Annotated in this window: 20 protein-coding genes; 3 read left to right on the forward strand and 17 right to left on the reverse strand. The window is 55.3% G+C overall.

Features of this window, described 5'->3' with window-relative positions:
- The first annotated feature begins 50 nt into the window (after nucleotides 1-50).
- Nucleotides 51-833: a hypothetical protein gene (locus CLV88_RS11415; RefSeq protein WP_106608533.1), complete on the forward strand. Its 783-nt coding sequence runs from the start codon at nucleotides 51-53 to the stop codon at nucleotides 831-833.
- Here the strand turns inward: CLV88_RS11415 and CLV88_RS11420 are convergent.
- From CLV88_RS11420 to CLV88_RS11455, 8 genes are all read right to left on the reverse strand, one after another.
- Nucleotides 830-1504, reverse strand: coding sequence for a sulfotransferase family 2 domain-containing protein (locus CLV88_RS11420; protein ID WP_106608534.1), 675 nt, complete (start codon nucleotides 1502-1504; stop codon nucleotides 830-832). The two genes, CLV88_RS11415 and CLV88_RS11420, sit on opposite strands and share 4 nt — an antisense overlap.
- A 41-nt stretch (nucleotides 1505-1545) precedes the next feature.
- On the reverse strand, nucleotides 1546-2592 hold the full coding sequence (locus tag CLV88_RS11425) for an N-acetylneuraminate synthase family protein (protein WP_243403642.1): 1047 nt from the start codon (nucleotides 2590-2592) through the stop codon (nucleotides 1546-1548).
- 65 nt (nucleotides 2593-2657) lie between these two features.
- Nucleotides 2658-3161, reverse strand: coding sequence for a P-loop nucleotide/nucleoside kinase family protein (locus CLV88_RS11430; protein WP_106608535.1), 504 nt, complete (start codon nucleotides 3159-3161; stop codon nucleotides 2658-2660).
- Nucleotides 3162-3251: 90 nt separating this feature from the next.
- On the reverse strand, nucleotides 3252-4532 hold the full coding sequence (locus CLV88_RS11435; RefSeq protein WP_243403643.1) for a mechanosensitive ion channel family protein: 1281 nt from the start codon (nucleotides 4530-4532) through the stop codon (nucleotides 3252-3254).
- A 155-nt stretch (nucleotides 4533-4687) separates the two neighbouring features.
- Nucleotides 4688-5803 (reverse strand): ABC transporter ATP-binding protein, encoded by a 1116-nt coding sequence (locus CLV88_RS11440; RefSeq protein WP_106608536.1) that lies wholly within the window; start codon nucleotides 5801-5803, stop codon nucleotides 4688-4690.
- Between the two features lie 5 nt (nucleotides 5804-5808).
- Nucleotides 5809-6687, reverse strand: a complete 879-nt coding sequence (locus CLV88_RS11445; RefSeq protein WP_106608537.1) for a carbohydrate ABC transporter permease — start codon at nucleotides 6685-6687, stop codon at nucleotides 5809-5811.
- A complete protein-coding gene (locus tag CLV88_RS11450; protein ID WP_106608538.1) occupies nucleotides 6687-7583 on the reverse strand; it encodes a carbohydrate ABC transporter permease in 897 nt (298 codons plus the stop codon). The genes CLV88_RS11445 and CLV88_RS11450 overlap by 1 nt, the downstream gene beginning before the upstream one ends.
- 164 nt (nucleotides 7584-7747) lie before the next feature.
- Nucleotides 7748-8986 (reverse strand): ABC transporter substrate-binding protein, encoded by a 1239-nt coding sequence (locus CLV88_RS11455; RefSeq protein WP_106608539.1) that lies wholly within the window; start codon nucleotides 8984-8986, stop codon nucleotides 7748-7750.
- Between the two features lie 223 nt (nucleotides 8987-9209).
- On the opposite strand from CLV88_RS11455, the gene CLV88_RS11460 reads away from it, so the two are divergent.
- A complete protein-coding gene (locus tag CLV88_RS11460) occupies nucleotides 9210-10232 on the forward strand; it encodes a LacI family transcriptional regulator (RefSeq protein WP_165798871.1) in 1023 nt (340 codons plus the stop codon).
- A 17-nt stretch (nucleotides 10233-10249) separates the two neighbouring features.
- Nucleotides 10250-11482: an AGE family epimerase/isomerase gene (locus CLV88_RS11465; protein ID WP_106608541.1), complete on the forward strand. Its 1233-nt coding sequence runs from the start codon at nucleotides 10250-10252 to the stop codon at nucleotides 11480-11482.
- Between the two features lie 35 nt (nucleotides 11483-11517).
- Here CLV88_RS11465 and CLV88_RS11470 read toward each other — a convergent pair whose 3' ends face one another.
- From CLV88_RS11470 to CLV88_RS11510, 9 genes are all read right to left on the reverse strand, one after another.
- Nucleotides 11518-11805: a hypothetical protein gene (locus CLV88_RS11470; RefSeq protein WP_106608542.1), complete on the reverse strand. Its 288-nt coding sequence runs from the start codon at nucleotides 11803-11805 to the stop codon at nucleotides 11518-11520.
- Nucleotides 11795-12835: a hypothetical protein gene (locus CLV88_RS11475; protein WP_106608543.1), complete on the reverse strand. Its 1041-nt coding sequence runs from the start codon at nucleotides 12833-12835 to the stop codon at nucleotides 11795-11797. Before CLV88_RS11475 ends, CLV88_RS11470 begins: the two co-directional genes overlap by 11 nt.
- Nucleotides 12832-13227 carry a DUF4383 domain-containing protein gene (locus CLV88_RS11480; protein ID WP_106608544.1) on the reverse strand — a complete coding sequence of 132 codons (396 nt, stop codon included), beginning with the start codon at nucleotides 13225-13227 and terminating at the stop codon, nucleotides 12832-12834. Before CLV88_RS11480 ends, CLV88_RS11475 begins: the two co-directional genes overlap by 4 nt.
- The gene (locus CLV88_RS11485) at nucleotides 13224-14711 is read right to left on the reverse strand and encodes an FAD-binding oxidoreductase (RefSeq protein ID WP_106608545.1); all 1488 of its coding nucleotides are present in this window, start codon (nucleotides 14709-14711) and stop codon (nucleotides 13224-13226) included. Before CLV88_RS11485 ends, CLV88_RS11480 begins: the two co-directional genes overlap by 4 nt.
- Before the next feature lie 162 nt (nucleotides 14712-14873).
- Nucleotides 14874-15527 carry a fructose-6-phosphate aldolase gene (gene fsa / locus CLV88_RS11490; protein WP_106608546.1) on the reverse strand — a complete coding sequence of 218 codons (654 nt, stop codon included), beginning with the start codon at nucleotides 15525-15527 and terminating at the stop codon, nucleotides 14874-14876.
- 179 nt (nucleotides 15528-15706) lie between these two features.
- A complete protein-coding gene (locus CLV88_RS11495; RefSeq protein ID WP_106608547.1) occupies nucleotides 15707-16375 on the reverse strand; it encodes a nucleoside/nucleotide kinase family protein in 669 nt (222 codons plus the stop codon).
- On the reverse strand, nucleotides 16372-17154 hold the full coding sequence (locus CLV88_RS11500; protein ID WP_106608548.1) for an ATP-binding cassette domain-containing protein: 783 nt from the start codon (nucleotides 17152-17154) through the stop codon (nucleotides 16372-16374). The genes CLV88_RS11495 and CLV88_RS11500 overlap by 4 nt, the downstream gene beginning before the upstream one ends.
- Nucleotides 17154-18224: an ABC transporter permease gene (locus tag CLV88_RS11505; protein WP_106608549.1), complete on the reverse strand. Its 1071-nt coding sequence runs from the start codon at nucleotides 18222-18224 to the stop codon at nucleotides 17154-17156. The genes CLV88_RS11500 and CLV88_RS11505 overlap by 1 nt, the downstream gene beginning before the upstream one ends.
- A 120-nt stretch (nucleotides 18225-18344) precedes the next feature.
- Complete coding sequence (locus CLV88_RS11510; RefSeq protein ID WP_106608550.1) at nucleotides 18345-19364, reverse strand: sugar ABC transporter substrate-binding protein; 1020 nt, start codon at nucleotides 19362-19364, stop codon at nucleotides 18345-18347.
- Between the last annotated feature and the right edge of the window lie 117 nt (nucleotides 19365-19481).

The raw sequence follows: 19481 nt of genomic DNA on the forward strand, positions 1-19481 counted from the left end.
CGGGAGGGCGGTATAACTAAAACCGCGCACAAACACAAAGGAAGAGTGCAATGAAATGCGAGCCGCTGGTTGTTCTGTGCATGAAGTGGGGGTCACTCTATCCTGCAAGTTACGTGAACGTGCTGCATTCGGCGTGCCGCGCAAACTTGCAACAAGATTTCAGGTTTGTATGTTTGGCAAATGACACGGAAGGTTACGAAGAAGGGATCGAAGTCTTCCCAATTCCGGATCTTGGTTATCAAGCGGAACACTGGGCTTCAGGAGCCTGGCCTAAGCTGTCTGTGTTCGTAGACGATCTGTACGGATTGAGGGGGCGCGCGCTTTTTATTGATTTGGACTCGGTTGTCCTGGATGATTTGGCACCCTTTTTTGAGGTTCCAGGTGATTTTGTTTCGATTGGGGGGGGGGTGGACTGGCGCCGTGGCAATCCGAACCCCAACCCAACCTTGGCCAGCGGTGTGTTTAGCTTTACTCTCGGGTCTCAACCGCAAATTGCTGCGAATTTTCGAGAAGACCCTATGGGGGCGTTCCATGAGTTCAAGCTCGAGCAGCGCTTTATAGAGGCACATGTATCAAGCTGGAAACCCTGGGCGGCTGAATGGGTAATCAGTTTCAAGCGCCATCTTCGCAGACCAGTCTTAGTCGATCGGATTTTGCCTCCACGTCTTCCCGATGATGGCACCAAGATCGTAGCGTTCCACGGAGATCCGCGCCCGATTGACGTGGTCCGTTCAGACAGGTCAAGCTGGGCACGATTTCCCCGGTACGGTAGGGGCGCCATATCGTGGGTTCGGAAGTATTGGCTGGATAACGGATATCGTGATCCAATTTAGAGGCTTTCAGGAAGATTTTCAGAGTAACCGATTAGGTCAAAGTCCCGGCGATAAATCTGACGCACCAAATTATAGGCTTGTTCGTCGTAATAACTGTCGAGAGATTTCTTTTGCGACTTTGTCTTATTGACGTGCTGGAGTTTGAATTCAGGAAGTTTAAGACTCTGGCTTAGTTGTTCTAACTCAGAGTTAAGCGATTCAAACTTTATCAGATGATCAACAGCCACCGCACCAGTGTCATCAGTCAGAAAATACGTCTGATCAGGCAGTCTCGAAAAGATCGTCTGGTTCCAAAAGGGCTGCTTTGTTCTGTTTTCTAAGTACTCCACAAAGGACATCTGACCCACTTTTTTTGCAGTGGACGCAATTCTGAACTGCTTCATGTACTCGTAGTGCGAGACAGCGTGCAAGAATGGATTGCGAACCACCGAAAAACTGCAGAAAGAGTCAAAAACTGGTCTACCAAGTTTTGCTATCATTTTCGAGGCTGTTTCATGTTCTCGGAAATGTGCCTGCGCAGGTTTTTCTCTGAATGGTAAACGTCGAGACAAGGACCTCAAGACGCTGCGGTTTTTGGGACGGCCATATTTTCCAAAAGCGTCTGTTACAGACAATCCTGCGGTCTTGGGGATATGCACAAAGATAAAGCCGTACTCTTCAGATATTATCATGTCGATGTCTCATTTATATCTGTGGACGAAATGACGTAGTGTTAACCCGCCAGATCCGACCACTTGAGTTGTTGGTTCCGGGTCACCGCGGTTTTCAGCGTCTTTCCGACCACGGTGTCAAACTCATACCCCGGAATTTCGCCCGAACCGGGGCGGCGGGCCCAGATGTCGGCTTCGGTGATTACGTGGCCGGCGGGCAGGTCCGCATCGGCCACCACAGAGGCGCGGGCAAAGGCATAGACCGGCTCTTCGGCCTCGGTGCGTTGTTTGGGGTTGTTGGCGGCGATCCAGATTTCACGAGACCGTTCGATCAGGTGGCGCAGTTCAGACGGGTCCATCGAGTTGATGATATCCGGCCCCTTGCGATAACGCGTGTCGGTATAGTGGCGTTCCAGAATGCAGGCCCCAAGCGCCACCGAGGCCAGTGCCATTTCCGGGCCAATCGAGTGGTCGGAAAAACCGACAAAGGCGTTTGGAAAGGCCTCTTTCAGGTCCGTGACACCGCGCAACGAGACAATCTCGGGTGGTGAGGGGTAGAGGTTGGTGCATTCCAGTAGCGCATAATCCACACCAGCCTCATCCAGAATGGCGACCGAACGGCGCATGGTGTCGATGGTCTGCATACCGGTCGACATGATCACCGGCTTGCCCATGCGCGCGATATGGCGGATCAGGGGCAGGTTGTCGGCCTCGCCAGAGCCGATCTTGAACGCGGGCACATCTGCCTCGTTCAGGAAATCCGCCGCTTTGCGCGAAAACGGTGTGGAGATGAAGATCATGCCCAACTCTTCGGTATAACGCTTGAGCTCCAGCTCATCCTCTGCTGAGAGCGCGCATTGCGCCATCACGTCCCAGATCGATACGTCCGCATTGGGCGGAAAGATCTGCTTGGCCTCGTCTGTCATCTCGTCTTCGACAAAATGCGTCTGGTGTTTGATCATCTCACACCCGGACCCGGCGGCACGGCGCACCATTTCCTTGGCCACCTCCAGATCACCGCCGTGGTTTATGCCGATCTCGGCAATGACAAGCGGCGGATGATCGGGGCCAATTTTGCGGCCAGCGATGGTCATGGAGCGGTTGGACATGAAAGGCGTCTCCTTTGGATATTGTAGGAGAGTGCTAAAGGCTATGGCGGAGTGTGTAAAGTTGCCTAAGCGGTTTCCGGCGGTACGTGGCGCTTTACCATGAAACCTTCTTGGGGGGTTGGTGGGGCAAAGTATTTGTTTACCTGATGAAACTCTGCTTCGGTCACAGTGAAAGGGTGTTCACCAGATGAATTGCGGGCGTGCATTCGCGCGATACAGACACCATCAGGCGTGTCGAGATAATGCAGGATGTGATCGGCATTGGTCTGGTTTAGCAGATCACGCATCCACGTGCGCGCCTGTACCGTGTTTGCTTGAAAGTCGAGCACCACCGAAAGACCTCGGGTTAACAAAGACACCACGTGTGGGCCCATAATCCCGCGAAGTTTGGCGGCATATAGAACGTAGTCACGTAAGGTTTTCATTTGGTCACCATAAAGAGCGCTGAGCCAAGCGTCTTCGCTGATGACAATCGTTTCCGGCGCTTGCCCAAGCTGCTTGGTTAGCGTGGATTTGCCCGCTGCTATCTTGCCACAAACGAGATGAAGGGTAGGAGTATTTGAAGACATGATGTTCTCATTGCCGCAGTGAGTTGCCCGTCAAATGCCACGGGTCAATGTGTCATTAAAGAAAAAACAGCGCTCTATCCGTCAGGGAAATCACTCTTTGATCAGATGCACATCCCTCTGTGGGAATGGGATCGAGATACCCTCGGCGTCGAAGGTTTCTTTGACCACGCCGGTGATGCCCCAATAGACGTCCCAGTAATCCTCGGTTGCGGCCCATGGGCGGCAGAACACGTTTACAGAGCTATCACCCAACTCTCCGACAAAAATCTCGGGTGGTGGATCTTGGAGGCAACGGGGATCGGCGGCGACCACCTTTTTGAGCACCTCGATGGCTTGGGGTGCGCTGTCGGAATAGGCGATGCCGAACACCATATCGACGCGTCGCGTGTCGGCGGCTGAGACATTGGTGATCACGTCGCCCCAGATTTTTGAGTTGGGCACAACGATGATCTGATTGTCGAATGTCCGGATCTGAGTCGAGACAACGGACATGCTATCGACGACACCACCGGTTCCGGCGATTTCAATGTAGTCGCCTGTATCAAACGGTTTGAGCACCATGATCATCAACCCGCTTGCCAGATTGCCCAGCGTGTCCTGTAGCGCGAAACCCAGGATAAAACTCAGCCCGCCAAAGACAGCAAACAAAGGTGTGACATTCACACCGGCGATGCCCAGGGCAATCATCAGGCCCAGTACGATGGTAATCCAATAGACCACGGTCAGGATGAAACCGCGCAGCAGTTTTGAGACCGACGGCAATTTAAGTAGGCCCCGCTCCGCCATGCGGCGCACAAAGCGGGCCAGCGCGATCAGGACCAACAGCGCCACAAAAAAGACTGCGATCTGTATCAGCAGCCCCAATCCACCATCACGCGAGAAAACCCAATCCATTGCGATGGACACCAGGGTTTGGGTGTCGGAGGATTTCAGCGCCGCAACCGACAGCGCATTGATATAATCCTGATGTTTGGCAATATCTTCGGCAACGCCCCCTTTGGCGGCCCATGCCCGCAAAACCGCCTGATAATTATCGCGGATGGCCACACCGCGTTCGGCATTTTGAGCGATCTGGTTACGCACCGCATCTGCCGCTGCCCCGGAGAGCGTTCGCAGCTTAAGGTTTTCGGTCACATAGAGTTCCATTGCTGACGCCTGATGCCCCTGCCAGATGTCAGCAAGTGACGTGAGCTCTTCGACAGTCAAAGGCACGACCATAACCTCGATATCTGCAAGTGGCACATTGACGTCTGAGGCACTGGCCATCAATGCGTCAGAGGCCAATGCATTGGTGACCAATGAGGCCACCAATGTGAGGGTCAGAAAAAAGATGCGCACGAAGTGGACGGGCGTGTAAATGACTGACTGCAATGGGAAACTCCTACTGGTGTTTCACCCAGCCTAAGCGCAGAGGATTGGTGGAGGCAAGGGGTGTTGCGGTTGCAATAAAAAACTCCGGCACAAGGCCGGAGTTTCTTTTGGGTCCACTTGGCGTTACACAAGGCACCCTTGCACGCACCATTTGATTAGTCCGGGCGGATACGGTCTTCGGTTTGCGGATCAAAGGCGACCGCTTTTTCCATATTAATTGCAAATTCGAACATCTGCCCGGCGGCAGCATCTGCGTCTGCACGCATTCGCCCGATCACATCACGCCCGCCCAATGTCATGGTGACAAACGTGTCAGACCCTGCTGGTTCCGTTACTGTTATGCGGTTGTCGAGACGTTCCAGATGGGTCGATTTGCGATCTGCACCGTCCGGGTCGGTAATTGCCTCTGGGCGAATACCCAACAGGATCTCGCGGCCATCCCAAGCTGCCAGATTAGACTGAACCGTGCGCAGCAGTTTGGGTTGCCCCTCAGCGTCGGTCAGTTCGGCAAAGACCACGCCATTGTCGACCTTGATCTTGGCCGGAACGATGTTCATCGCAGGCGAGCCCATGAATGTCGCCACAAAAATATTGGCGGGCGTGTCATAGATTTCACGCGGCGTGCCCAACTGTTGAATATAGCCGCCATTCATCACGGCGATCCGGGTTGAAAGCGTCAGCGCCTCGATCTGGTCGTGGGTCACATAGACCACAGTGGTTTTAAGCTGCTCATGCAGTTTCTTGATCTCGGTGCGCATGTCGACGCGCAGTTTGGCGTCGAGGTTTGAGAGTGGTTCGTCAAACAGGAACACGTCTGGGTCCCGCACAAGCGCGCGGCCCATGGCAACCCGCTGGCGCTGACCACCCGAAAGCTGGCCGGGTTTACGATCCAAGAGCTGTTCGATCTGCAACAGCTTGGACACATCTGCTAGCGCCTTTTCCCGTTCGGGTTTTGGAACACCGTGCATTTCCAGACCAAAGGTCATGTTCTGGCCCACGGTCATGTTGGGGTAGAGCGCGTAGGACTGGAACACCATGGCGATGTTACGCTTGGACGGGTGCACGCCGCTGACGACGCGCCCATTGATCGAAATATCGCCCGAGGTGATGTCCTCCAGCCCTGCAATCATATTGAGCAGGGTGGATTTGCCACAGCCCGACGGGCCAACAAGCACAAGGAACTCACCCTCCTGAACTTCGACGTCCACTTTGTGCAGAACTTCGACATTGCCGTAGGATTTGGTAACGTTGGTGATATCGAGAAAGCCCATGGGGGTTATCCTTTCACAGAGCCGGCCATCAGCCCGCGCACGAAGTAGCGGCCAGCGACGATGTAGACGATAAGGGTGGGAAGGGCGGCCAGAATGGCGCCTGCAAAGTGGACGTTGTATTCTTTGACCCCGGTCGAGGATTGCACAAGGTTGTTGAGCGCAACTGTCATCGGTTGGGACGTGCCGCCAAAGGACGCGCCAAAGAGAAAGTCATTCCACACATTGGTGAATTGCCAGATGACCGACACAACAGTGATGGGGCCAGAGAGCGGCAACAGGATGCGCCAGAAGATGCGGAAGAACCCAGCACCATCAATCATCGCAGCGCGCACCAGCTCGGACGGTACAGCGGCGTAGTAGTTGCGATAATAAAGCGTGGTAAAGCCGACACCGTATACGACGTGCACAAGGATCAGCCCCGGAATGGATCCGGCGAGGCCGATTTTACCCAGCACGGTGGCCATTGGGATCAGCACGATCTGGAACGGGATAAAGCACGAGAACAGCATCAAACCAAAGAGGATGTTGTCCCCCTTGAAACGCCATTTCGTCAGGATATAGCCGTTGATCGCCCCGAGGATGGTTGAGATTGCCACGGCAGGAACAACCATCAGGATCGAATTGATGAAATAAGGGCGCAGGCCTGTCGGCTCGACACCGATCTGCGCGGTCGACCATGCAGCGAGCCAAGGCTCGATTGTCCAAGTCTGGGGCAGGGCGAGCATATTGCCGCCCGTGATTTCATCCAGCGGTTTCAGAGAGTTGGCCACCATCACGAACAGCGGCAGCAGGTAGAACAGCGCAAACAGCAGCAGCACGAGATAGATCAGCGCGCGGGTGATTTTGCCGGTGGAAATGGCGGTGTCTTGCGTTGCAACGGACATCAGCGCTTCTCCTTCAGTTCGGCGTAGAGATAGGGAATCATGATGGCGGCAATTGTCGTCAGCATGATCACGGCACTGGCAGCACCGGTGCCCATCTGGTTGCGGGTGAATGTGTAGGAATACATAAAGGTTGCGGGCAGTTCCGTGGCGCGCCCCGGACCGCCGCCCGTCAGCGCGATGACAAGGTCATAAGATTTGATCGCGAGGTGAGACAGGATCACAAATGCCGACAGGAACGCGGGCCGCAAAAGCGGAATCACGATCCGGCGGTATAGGCTCCAGTTGGATGCCCCGTCGATCTGGGCCGCCTTGAGGATCTCGTTGTCGATGCCGCGCAAACCGGCGAGGAACATGGCCATTACGAAACCGCTGGTCTGCCACACGGCAGCAAGGACAACCGTGTAGATCGCGTAATCCCGATCCTTGATCCAGTTGAACTTAAAGCTTTCCCAGCCCCAGAGATGCATGGTGTTTTCCAGTCCAATGCCCGGATCGAGGAACCATTTCCATGCGGTGCCGGTTACAATGAAGCTAAGCGCCATTGGATAGAGGTAAATCGGGCGCAAACCACCTTCGCCGCGGATTTTCTGGTCGAGCAGGATCGCAAGCGTCAGACCAATGATGGTGCAGATGACGATATAAAGGCTGGCAAAGACAAACAGGTTGTCAATTGCTGTCCACCACGCTCGCAGGCCCCAAAGCCGGTCATAGTTGGCAAAGCCGACCATTTCATAGCTGGGCAACATCCGCGAGTCGGTAAAGCTGAGGTAAACTGTGAAGATGATAAAGCCGTATACGAACACAAGCACCATCGCCACGGATGGGGACAGGACCAGTTTGGGTATCCAGTCTTGCAGCTTGGTTTTGAAGTCGACTTCGGTTGAGTGATGCGCCATTAGAGAGCCCCTCGGCCATTGGATCAGTCACCCCGAAAGGACGGGTGTGTGATGCACATACGCATCCCGATCTCGCAGGCCGTTCATGCAGGCGAGGTGGGACAGCGTGGTGCTAGTTAAAAAGGGAGACAGGCGGCGGACGCCCATCTCCCCGGGAGGATGGTTTACATCGCTGATTCTACAGCGTTCACCATTTCTTCAGCGGCGGTCGCAGAGTCGAACTCGCCATTGAAGTGCGCCGTCACAACGTCGTAGATCGCGTTTTTGACAGCGGCCGGGTTTGCGTGGCCATGGGCCGCCGAACCGTGCAGACGGCCATTGGCGTTGGCGTCTGCAAGATCAGCCATGCCTTTTTTGCCGCATGCATCAAACGCGTCGTTTGGTACGTCTGTGCGCGCAGGTACTGAGCCTTTGACAACGTTAAAGGCAGACTGGAAGCTTGGGTTCATAACCGAAGCCGCCATCGCCTGCTGAGCAGGGGAGTCGCCACCAGTGTCAAACATTGCAAACTGGTCCGAGTTAAACGTTACGGAACCCTGTGTGCCTGGGAAACGGATGCAGACAAAATCTTCGCCGGGCACCTGATCTGCGCGCAGGAATTCACCCTTGGCCCAGTCACCCATCATTTGCATGCCAGCTTCGCCGTTGATCACCATGGCCGAGGCCAGGTTCCAGTCACGACCGGAGAAGTTGTCATCCACATAGGAGCGCAGCTTGGCCATGCGATCAAACGCTTCGACCATCTGAGCACCACCAAGAGCGTCTGGGTTCAGGTCGATGAAGGCCGATTTATAGAAATCGTCGCCCAGCGACAGCACAACCGCATCAAAGATGGTTGCGTCCTGCCATGCCTGACCACCGTGGCCCAACGCGGTGATGCCATTGGCCTGCATTGCGTCCAGCACTGCGACCAGCTCTTCCCATGTGGTGGGTTCGCCCAGTCCGGTTGCATCCAACGCCGCTTTGTTCATCCAGACCCAGTTGGTCGAGTGTACGTTTACAGGCGCGGCGATCCAGTTGCCGTCGTGCTTGGAGAAGTTCTGAAGCGCAGTTGGTACCACAGCGTCCCAGCCTTCTGCTTCAGCAACGGCATTCAAGTTACCCAGCGCGCCCTCGGCGGCCCAATCTTTGATGTCGAAGCCCAGCATCTGAACAGCAGTTGGTGCGTCACCGGCTGTTACACGAGCGCGCAGAGTGGTCATTGCGGCCTCACCGCCACCACCGGCAACGGGCATATCCACCCAACCGATACCCTGACCTGCAAGGTCATCTTTGAGAACGTTCAGCGCAGCAGCTTCGCCACCGGATGTCCACCAGTGCAGCACCTCAACATCTTCGGCGTAAGCAGCGCCGGAAATCATGGCGGCGACGGCGGCGCCTCCCAAAAGTTTTCTGATTGTCATAGTTTCTCCTCCCTTGAGATAAACCTGCATAATTTATAACGTTTTAAGTAGTGGGTGTGTCAACTGGTTTTTTCAGAAATATTAAACCTCATAAGAACATGAAATTAAACAAAAAAGATAAAAAATGGTAGAATTTACAGCACCTCAAACACAAAAACTTGCAGGTTAAATCGAAAAAAGTTACGGTGATCGACAATGCTCACCATTGCTGAGATTCGAACCCGTGCGACAGCCAAAGAATAAACGACCAACGCAACGCACCATCGCCGAAAAGGCGGGGGTCAGCGTCGGTGCTGTGTCACGGGCGCTGGCCAATGATCCGATGATGGCAGAGGAAACCCGACGCCTTGTACACCGCATTGCCCAAGATCTAGGTTATGTACCGGATCGCGCGGCCCAACGACTGCGCACAGGGCGGACCAATGTCATCGGACTGATCCTGCCGCCGCATGACGAAATATTGGAATTTGGTACTTCCATTGTGCGCGGTATCAGCGAAGCGCTGCTGGATTCCCCGTATCATTTGGTGGTTATGCCGGATTTTTCGGGCGACGGCGCAGACGACACAATTCGCCGTGTTGTGCGCAATCAACTGGCGGACGGAGTGATCCTGTCTCGGACACAGCCACAGGATGCGCGGATTAAGTACTTGCTCGAGGCGGAGTTTCCCTTTGTCACGCATGGGCGCTCTGAATTGGCGACGCCGCATTCCTATGTCGATTACGACAATGCGCAATTTGCCTGTCATGCGGCCCGCATGTTGATCAATAGCGGCGCGCGCAAGCTGGCGCTATTGTTGCCCGTGCGCAAATTTACCTTTGCGTCGCATCTGCAACAAGGTTTCATGACTGCGGTGCGCGAAAGCGGAGTGGCCCACGCCGTTATTAACGGGGTCAATATCGACAGTGACGCCAAGCTTCTGGAATCTGAACTCAGAACATTGCTCACGCAGGAAGACGCACCAGATGGGCTTGTCTTGCCGGGAGAAACCTCAGGAATTGCTGCATTGGCAGCGATTCAGGATCTAGGTCTGGTGCCTGGAAAAGACGTACGGATTGTTGTCAAACAAACTGCTGGCATCTTTGATTCCATACGTCCGCGCACACCCAGTATTGGTGAAAATCTGCTTGAAGCCGGGCAATTGATGGCACAACTTCTTTTGCGCCAGATCGCTGGTGAACCTGCGGCTGATCTACAGTATGTTCAACCCGCGATCATAGATGAGCGTTACATTGTAAATCCATGATATCCTTGGAGAAACCCATGAAAAACTCCTCGCATTCAGCGCCCGTCGGGCTGTTGGCTGAGGCCGAGCATCGCGACATGTTGAAGCAAAATGCACGCGACAATCTTGCTTTTTTTCGCCCGAGCCTGCGCAGTGGGAGTGGGTTTCATGTTCTGGGTTGGGATGGCGCGCCGTTGGCGGACACCGTGCAAGAGCTGCACACGACAACCCGCCTTGTGCATTCCTACGCTTTGGGCAAGCTGGCAAATGTCGACGGGTGCGACGCGATCATTGATCAGGGCATGCGCTATCTGCAGAGCCACCACCACGACAAAGCCCACGGTGGTTTTGTTTGGGCGTTGGATGGCGAAACGGTGCATGACGGGCGCAAGCTGGCTTATGGGCATGTGTTTGTGCTGTTGGCAGGGGCAAGTGCGCGGATGGTCGGGCACCCCGACGCGGATGCTTTGATTGATCAGGTGACAGCCGAGCTGGACACACATTTTTGGGACGAAGATCGCGGCCTGTTGGCGGATGAATTCAATCGAGATTGGACGCCGTTTTCCAACTATCGTGGCATGAATGCTAACATGCACGGGGTTGAAGCGCATCTCACGGCTTTCGAGGCCACCGGGCGCGACATTTATCTGAGCCGCGCGGGGCGCATTTTGGACTTCTTCATGGGGCAGATTGCGCCTGAGCATGGGTGGCGGTTGCCAGAACACTATGATTCCGACTGGCAGGTGACGCCGGACTATGCCGAAAACCCTATGTTCCGCCCACGCGGCACCACCCCCGGCCATTCGTTTGAACTCGCCCGGTTGTTGCTGCAACATTGGGATTTGGCAGGTCGCAACGGGCGGGAGGCTCCCGAAATTGCCCGCCGTGTGGCCTATCGCGCTCTGGAAGACGCATGGGACGAAGTGCGGGGTGGGTTTTTCTATACGCTCGACTTCGACGGCACCCCAGATATCCGCGACAGGTACTGGTGGCCGGTGACTGAAGCCATCGGAGTATTGGCCGCGCTGATCAAACATGCACCGCGCCCCGAAGACGAAAAATGGTATGCCCGTGTCTGGGCCTTTGCCGAGGCGCATTTTATTGATCACGACGCGGGCGGCTGGTTCCCCGAGATTGACAATGCGGGCAAACCCACGGGCGCGCAATTTATGGGCAAGCCGGATATTTACCATGCCTTGCAGGCAACATTATTCCCGCTGGCACCAGGAATTTCGCGGATGGCGGAGGAGCTTCCAGATCTGAGTACCTAAGCGCCAAGTGGTATGACACCAGACGCGGGCGGATCTCAGTTTGGCAAAGGCAGACATCCGGGCAACCCCGCCGGAAGAACCAATCGCGCGCCGCTTTGATAAAGGCTGAGCGCGAAATTTTCCGTTTCAGAAGCCAGCGTGATCGTCGAAGGTGCGCTGCCAAGCACGGCAACATTCGCGGGCAGGTCCGCAAGGAACGCGTTGCTTGGAAACAGCACCACGAGCGCCGGGGCGGCGTCGCTGAGAACTGCGACGGACAAAAGCACACTAACCCAGCCCAGAAACAACAGGGGCAGGGCGAGGAGCAGCGCCCTAATAGTCATGGACATGTTCCAGCGTCAGGCCGCTGGCGTCCAAATTTCGCAGTTGATCGGCAAGGTCGGTGACCTTGATCATGATGAGATGGCGATAATCGCCAAACCCCTGCCGCGGCAGGGACAATAGCGCCTGTTCGACCGTTGGCTGACCTGAAAGGGCCGTGAAAAGGATGTCGTCATTGCCGGCGATTTCTACAAAATCGACATCGTCCATTGCCATGCCCACCATGAGATGGGTCAATGTGCGATATCGCGGTGTCTCGATCTCGGTCACTGACGGGGTTTGACGCATAATGCGCGTCTCTGGCAAGGGCGCGTCCAGTCCGGTTACAATCATGCGCAGCGTGAGTTCATCTGGCCCGACTTGCGCCACAGCCTGGGCAATGGCGCGGGCATAAGCGGCCTTGGCGCTGTATTCCAATCCCAGAGCAATGGCGCGTTCGCGATCACGCAGGCTGCCCGTGTTGTTTGATTTCAAGTCAGTGGCATCGGTTTCGAAGGGCCATTGGTACCAAGGCGTTTGTTGTAAGAAACGGGCGTATTTTGCCGCCTGATCAGCCGACAGGTCGTCCAATGGGGCACGCGGTGCGCCACGCAGCGCGGCAGCGATACGACCCAGTGTTTCCTCATATGCTGCCTTCATCAACAGCTCAGCTGTGAAACTTACCCCGATAACATGCACCATCTGTTTGGTCCCGCCATCGACCGGACCCAGATCAGCGGACGCCTTGGACAAAACACACAAAGAGGACCAGAACCCGCCAATAGCGCGCAGATACCCGAATTCGTGGGGATCGCCGGTTTCAATGACTTTGGCGTAATCCTCGTACGCATGAACAATATGCCATTCCGGATAGGTCATCAGTGTGCGCGCCTCGGGGCGGTGATGTTCGGCGGCGAGTTGCGGCGCATATAGGGTAACATCCCCATCACCCCGGCACATGGTTTCGACATAGATCACCGGTGACGCCAGCCCGATTACCGCTACCAGCAGCACCAGAACCAGCCGCCGTACCCAGCGCCACAGCGTTTTCATTTGCGAAACCCGGTCCAGACGGCAAACCCACCCAGCGCCAGATGTGGCAGGTTGGCAAGAAATCGGGGTAGAGAGATATCGATGCCCGCCGAAGCATTGGTAAAGATGCCAAGGTCAAGATAGCCATAGCCGGTGAAGAACCCGAACACGCCATCACCCAGATAGGCCAATCCAAACAGGATCAGAAACGTGCGCGCGGCGCGGTGCGAGATGATCCCGGCAATCAGCGCCCAAAGGGCCGAGGCGACATGCAGCGCGTCGTCAAATATGTCGAGCGCAAAGATGCCAAAGGCCAGCCCGTTTTCGTCTGTATGACCCGGAATGTAATTCAGCGACGCGGCAATCATCAGTGCCACGAAATAGCCCATGCAGATTTTTTGCAAAGTTGTCATAGGCGCTCCAGATAACTGTCCCAAAGGTTATTGCGCAACACCAGATCAGGGTCCAACGCGCGTTTGGCCTGTGTAAACTTAACTGCACGCGGATAGGCCGCGGTCAGTTGGTCCAGTGTCGCGTGTGGCCGATAGGGCAGATAATACGCCCCCCCAATCGCCACAATCCGTTCGATCAGCGCATGGGTCATGCGCGCCATGTCAGCCTCGCCACGTTGTGTCATTTCCTGACTGAATGACATAACGGCGGCTATACGCGGCTGAGGAGCAAAGGCAAGCGTGCTTTGAGTGTCCTGCGCCACATAGCGCAGTGTGACATTGAGAAATTCTTGATATGAGGCGGGGATCACCTCGCGACAAGCGATCAGGAAATCGTCAAACGCATCAAAACCAATGAAGTATTCATGTAGAATATCGGTGCGGGCGGGGTCGCGGTCATCCAGCGTCCGAACGGGTTCGTTGATCAGCGCGTTGCGTGTGGCCTCACCCGAACCAAGCGCCGGGCCAAGCCGGGTTTCGTTCCACCAGCGGAACGATTTCATCGCCTCATTCCCCAACTGCGCGCGATAAATACGGCTGGCTGCATGGGCCATCCACCCTGATCCGGCGGCGGCAGGCAAATCAGTTTGATCTGCGGTTTCGCGATAGGTGACAAGCAGCGCCTTTTCAAAGAACTGCGCGCGCTCGACGTTGAGGCGGCCGTAGGCCATGCTGACATCCGGGTCGTCGACTGCGGCGCGAAACCGGGTGGCAAAGGCGCTGGCGTCGAGCACGTCAAATGTTGGCACGAGGCGGGTGTTGGGCACCATTTCGACCTCAAGATCAACAATAACCCCGATCAGCCCATATCCACCCATCGCATGGTTAAACAAGTCGGCATTCTGGGTTGGTGAACAGGTGACAAGCTCGCCCGATGGCAGGATCATGCGCAGCGAGCGCACTGTTGAGCCCATAGGGCCAAAAGGCACTGGCCAGCCATGTGCATTGACAGAATATGTCGCCGCCACGCCAAAATCATTGTTGGATTGCATCACTTTGGGAGAAAACCCTGCCGGATCAAGTGCGGCGATCACCTCGGACCATCGGGCACCAGCATGCACACGATAGGTCTGCGTTGTGCTGTCGATTTCAACACCACCGTTGGCAAATGTCAGAGCGGTGCCATCTCGCGGAATGGCCTGTCCCCCCATCGAATGACGGGCGGCGCCCACGTTGAGCGCACGCCTTTCTGCGCGCGCCTCGGCCAGTTCGCGCCGGATTGCCGCAATCAACGTTTCATCGGCGGACGCAGTCAATGTCAGGTGCTTGTGAACCGGGGTTGACGATAGACCGCTGGCGTCATTCAGGGTGGTCCCGGTTTGAATGGCATCGGGCGCGCGCGTACCATCATAAACCGGCAGACCCGGCCCCAACCAGCGCGACAAATGCCAGCCGCCAAATGCCCCAGCCGCCAATAGGGCTGCTCTTCTGCTAAGTGTTTTCATGGGGGCAATCTATCTCAAAAGCGCGGAAATGTCTTTTGTCTTCATGGCATTGTCCTTCGCTGTGTGTGTCTTGTCCTTCCATATAACTGTGAGTCTGGTCCAAGTTTTGCAAGTCAGGGTTGTCGGAGCATTGGCCATTCGAGCAACCCTGCCTGAACCACTTTAGAAGATCGACTGACCCGTATCTTTCCAATCTTTCAAGAACTGAGCGACCCCCGAATTGGTCAACGGATGGTGTGACAGCGTGCGAATGACACCGGGCGGAATGGTCGCGATGTCAGACCCGGCAAGCGCGGCCTCGCTCACGTGATTTGCTGATCTGATCGATGCGGCAATAATCTCGGTTTCTAGGCCAAAATTGTCATAGATCGTACGGATGTCGCGGATCAGCGCGCCACCATCAAGGTTGATGTCATCCAGCCGCCCAATGAAAGGCGACACATAGGTCGCGCCGGATTTCGCCGCCAAGAGCGCCTGATTTACGGAGAAACAAAGCGTGACATTGGTGTGGATTCCGACGCGTTTAAAATGGGCACAGGCGCGAAGGCCGTCCATCGTTAGTGGAAGCTTGACCACCACGTTGCTGGCGATACTCGCGAGGTGCTCGCCCTCGGCAATCATACCATTTGTATCAAGTGCCGCGACCTCGGCAGAGACGGGATTGTCAGTCAGCGCGCAAATCTCGGCAATAACCTCCTTAAAGTCGCGTCCCGATTTGGCAATCAGGCTAGGGTTGGTCGTGACCCCATCCAGCAAACCTGTGTCCAACAGATCGCGGATTTCTTCTACCTCGGCGGTGTCTACAAAAAACTTCATTGTCGTATCCTTTTCTCGATTTCAAACATACGTTTGGCAGGCGCGCACAGACGCGTCACGCAACCGGCCCAAGCCTTGCAGGCACGGGAAAAGTTGCATTTTCAATTCAGATTTTGGTCGGGTGTTTTGGGTGCCCCGAAACCCACTTGCGCCTACTTACGCGCCAACTTTGGGGCTTATCAGGCGAAGCGCGCGCCAATATGGTTGTCGTCCTGGTCAATTAAAATGTCCGCATCATCACTGCCGCGCACGATCAATTCGGCGTTTGGCAGGTCATTTCGCAGGGCCTTTGTCAGCGCGGCGTCGGTGTCTAATCCGTGCCGGATCCAACGTTGAAGAAGCCGATTTCGCAGCGCGTCCATTGGCGGGCATACAAAAACCGTAGCGGCAAAAACATCGCGCATTGCGGACCATGGCGCGGTCTTCAGCAAAAGGTAATTGCCTTCGACCACAACAACGGGTGTGTCTGGATGGATCGCGATGGCATTTGCAATCGACAGATCCATTTGGCGGTCAAACTTCGGGTGAAATGTCTCTCGTTTGGTGGTCGTCAGACGCCGCACCGCCTCGCAAAACCCCGCTGCATTGAATGTTTCGGGAGCACCTTTGCGCGTCAAAAGACCACGCGATTCAAGGAGCCGGTTGTCAAGGTGATACCCATCCATCGGCAACAGGGCAGAGTAGGGCGCGCGCAATTGGTTTTGCGTGTTTAAAGTATGAACAACGGATTCGGCCAAAGTTGATTTACCTGATGCTGGTGGGCCCGCAATCGCAATGATTGTGCGCGTGCCCACCCGCTGTCGATCCTTGATCAGGTCGCAGACCCGTTTGGTATCTTCTTCGATCACGCCGTGCCCTCTTTTGGAGGTTCCTTGGCACCTGTCATAAAGGCCACCGCGTCAGACATGGTGTAATCTTTGGGATCAATGGTGCACAGCCGTTTACCCAACCTGTGGACGTGAATACGATCTGCCACCTCGAACACATGCGGCATGTTGTGGCTGATCAGGATAATGGGGATACCACGTGCACGCACGTCCTGGATCAGCTCCAGAACCTTGCGGCTTTCCTTAACTCCCAGCGCGGCGGTGGGTTCGTCCATAATGATGAACTTGGACGCAAACGCCGCCGCGCGGGCCACGGCGACACCTTGCCGCTGACCACCAGAGAGCGTTTCGACGGCTTGATTGATCGATTGAACCGTCATCAGCCCAAGCTCGGTCAACTTATCACGCGCGAATTTCTCCATTGCGGGGCGATCCAGCTGTCGCATGTATTTGCCCATAAACCCAGACCGGCGAATTTCGCGGCCCATGAACATATTGTCTGCAATCGACAGGGCAGGTGACATGGCGAGCTGCTGATACACAATCTCGATCCCCATATTGCGCGCATCAATTGGAGAGGTGAAGTTGACCTTTTTGCCTTCGATCAGGATTTCGCCTTCGTCGGGGATGGTAGCCCCGCAGATCGCCTTGACGATTGACGATTTGCCAGCACCATTATCTCCGATGACGGCCAGGATCTCGCCCTGACGCAGCTCAAAGTCTGAATGATCGATTGCGGTAACGTGGCCATAGCGTTTTACGATTCCGCGCCCTTGCACGACTGGAGTATTGTCCGACATCAGCCCGATACCTTTCTGATCCACTGGTCCACCGCGACGGCGGTAATGATGAGAAGTCCGATAAGCAGGAACGTCCATTGTGCGTCAGCGCCAAGCAACCTGAGACCCAGAGTGAACACTCCGACGATGAGAGCGCCAAACAGCGACCCCATAATCGAACCACGCCCGCCAAAGAGCGAAATGCCCCCTATCACCACAGCGGTGATGCTCTCGATATTGGCCAGCTGACCGGAGGTTGGCGATACGGACCCGATGCGACCGATCAAAGCCCAGCCCGCAAAAGCACAGATAAGACCAGAGAGCATGTAAACCGACATCAGCGTCTTGTGCACGTTGACACCAGACAGCTCAGCCGCCTCTGGATCGTCGCCCACGGCATAGACGTGCCGCCCCCATGCCGTGTGGCGCAGCACATATGACAACACCGCGATCAGGACGAGCATAAAGACCACACCAATGGTAAAAGATGCGCCGCCAATGCTGAACTTTGTGCCAAAGAATTGCAGGAATGGCGCGTTTGCCTCGATATCCTGACTGCGGATGGTTTCATTGGCCGAATAAAGGAAATTGGTCGCCAGTACGATCTGCCACATCCCAAGTGTCACGATAAACGGCGGCAGCTTTACGCGGCTGACAAGCCAGCCGTTCACGGCGCCAATCGCCGCCCCAACGCCAAGGCCGCAAACGACCGACACCGGCGCGGGAATGCCATAGCGAAATGTGAATTGCCCCATGATCACAGAGGAAAACACCATGATTGCGCCAACGCTGAGGTCAATTCCTGCGGTCAGAATGACAAGGCTTTGGGCGGCAGCCACAATGCCGACAATCTGTACCTGTTGCAGGATCAGTGTCATCGCAAAGGGTGACAAGAATTTTGACCCCAATAGCAGGACAAAAATGAGCATCGCTCCAAGCAGAACGATCAGCGGAACAAAAGAAGGATTCACGTGCAGAATATGTTGCAGGCCACCTACGAAGCCACGCCGGCTACTTTCAAATTCAGCGACCTTTTCGGTGCGATTGACCGCTGTTTCGAACTCTTGCGAAGTTGGATTTGGTTCAGACATTTCTCCCCCTTTTCGCGGTGGATACCGCCCGGTCCGCGTTATTAGTCTACAAGAAGATTGTTTTTTTCCGAGGTGAGATTGGTGGGGCGCCCGAAGGCACCCCTGTGATGGAGGTGTTTATCATCCCCAGCAGAGTTTCAGACCTTCGGCAACCGAGATCGAGTCAACACCATCTGCGGGCTGATCCGTTATCAGGGCAACTCCCGTATCAAAAAAGTCTTTGCCTGGTGTATTGGCGGGTTTCTCACCGCTCTCAGCCCATGCTTTGACCGCCTCGACACCCAAAGACGCCATCAGCAGTGGGTATTGCTGGCTGGTTGCGCCAATGACGCCTGCTTCGACATTTTGAACACCGGGACAACCGCCATCGACCGAAACAATCAGCACGTCGTTTTCACGGCCAATAGATTTCAGCGCTTCGTAAGCGCCTGCTGCAGCTGGTTCGTTAATGGTGTGCACGACGTTGATTGTTGAGTCCTTGGCCAGCAGGTTCTCCATGGCGCGTCGACCGCCTTCTTCGTTGCCATCCGTCACGTCGCTACCAACCAGACGGGCGTCTGTTTCGTCGCCAATCACATTCGGATCGGCAAGGTCAACACCAAACCCTTCAAGAAAGCCCTGATTGCGCAGCACGTCCACGGTCGGTTGGCTGACGTTCAGGTCGAGTGTGGCAATGCGCGCATCGGCGGCGGCATCACCCATTTTTGCCTTGGCCCATTGACCAATCAGCAATCCGGCCTTGTAATTATCCGTCGCGAAAGTGGCGTCTGCAGAGTCAATCGGGCTAAGGGGTGTGTCGAGCGCGATAACCAAAAGCCCCGCATCGCGGGCCTGTTGCACTGCTGGTACAATCGAACTTGTATCAGACGCGGTCAGCAAGATGCCCTTTGCCCCATCGAGAATACAAGTTTCGATTGCCTGAACCTGAGTTTCATGGTCGCCGTCAATCTTACCGGCAAACGCCTTGAGCGTCATGCCAAGCTCTTCCGCCTTGGCTGTGGCGCCTTCCTTCATCTTCACAAAGAAGGGGTTGGTGTCGGTCTTGGTGATAAGGCAAACGGTTTCACCCGCCGCCATCGCCGAATTTGCACCAGCTGTCAGTGCAGCTACCGAGACGGCAATAGTAAGAAGTTTCTTCATTGGTTCCTCCCAAAATGACTTTTAGCAGCCGGTCAGTCCGGCCATGGCCCACAACAATCCTCCACTGCGGGTCTGTCCTAAGCATTTGTGATTCTGGTTCGCCTGTCAATAAATAAA

Origin of the sequence: Shimia abyssi (genome assembly GCF_003014475.1) — a bacterium.
GTDB classification, from domain to species: domain Bacteria; phylum Pseudomonadota; class Alphaproteobacteria; order Rhodobacterales; family Rhodobacteraceae; genus Shimia; species Shimia abyssi.

Excerpts from the sequence above, each read along its gene's own strand:
- CLV88_RS11415 (WP_106608533.1), top strand. The coding sequence starts at position 51 with ATGAAATGCGAGCCGCTGGTTGTTCTGTGCATGAAGTGGGGGTCACTC.
- CLV88_RS11420 (WP_106608534.1), bottom strand. The coding sequence starts at position 1,504 with ATGATAATATCTGAAGAGTACGGCTTTATCTTTGTGCATATCCCCAAG.
- CLV88_RS11425 (WP_243403642.1), bottom strand. The coding sequence starts at position 2,592 with ATGTCCAACCGCTCCATGACCATCGCTGGCCGCAAAATTGGCCCCGAT.
- CLV88_RS11430 (WP_106608535.1), bottom strand. The coding sequence starts at position 3,161 with ATGTCTTCAAATACTCCTACCCTTCATCTCGTTTGTGGCAAGATAGCA.
- CLV88_RS11440 (WP_106608536.1), bottom strand. The coding sequence starts at position 5,803 with ATGGGCTTTCTCGATATCACCAACGTTACCAAATCCTACGGCAATGTC.
- CLV88_RS11445 (WP_106608537.1), bottom strand. The coding sequence starts at position 6,687 with ATGTCCGTTGCAACGCAAGACACCGCCATTTCCACCGGCAAAATCACC.
- CLV88_RS11450 (WP_106608538.1), bottom strand. The coding sequence starts at position 7,583 with ATGGCGCATCACTCAACCGAAGTCGACTTCAAAACCAAGCTGCAAGAC.
- CLV88_RS11455 (WP_106608539.1), bottom strand. The coding sequence starts at position 8,986 with ATGACAATCAGAAAACTTTTGGGAGGCGCCGCCGTCGCCGCCATGATT.
- CLV88_RS11465 (WP_106608541.1), top strand. The coding sequence starts at position 10,250 with ATGAAAAACTCCTCGCATTCAGCGCCCGTCGGGCTGTTGGCTGAGGCC.
- CLV88_RS11470 (WP_106608542.1), bottom strand. The coding sequence starts at position 11,805 with ATGACTATTAGGGCGCTGCTCCTCGCCCTGCCCCTGTTGTTTCTGGGC.
- CLV88_RS11475 (WP_106608543.1), bottom strand. The coding sequence starts at position 12,835 with ATGAAAACGCTGTGGCGCTGGGTACGGCGGCTGGTTCTGGTGCTGCTG.
- CLV88_RS11480 (WP_106608544.1), bottom strand. The coding sequence starts at position 13,227 with ATGACAACTTTGCAAAAAATCTGCATGGGCTATTTCGTGGCACTGATG.
- CLV88_RS11485 (WP_106608545.1), bottom strand. The coding sequence starts at position 14,711 with ATGAAAACACTTAGCAGAAGAGCAGCCCTATTGGCGGCTGGGGCATTT.
- fsa (WP_106608546.1), bottom strand. The coding sequence starts at position 15,527 with ATGAAGTTTTTTGTAGACACCGCCGAGGTAGAAGAAATCCGCGATCTG.
- CLV88_RS11500 (WP_106608548.1), bottom strand. The coding sequence starts at position 17,154 with ATGTCGGACAATACTCCAGTCGTGCAAGGGCGCGGAATCGTAAAACGC.
- CLV88_RS11505 (WP_106608549.1), bottom strand. The coding sequence starts at position 18,224 with ATGTCTGAACCAAATCCAACTTCGCAAGAGTTCGAAACAGCGGTCAAT.
- CLV88_RS11510 (WP_106608550.1), bottom strand. The coding sequence starts at position 19,364 with ATGAAGAAACTTCTTACTATTGCCGTCTCGGTAGCTGCACTGACAGCT.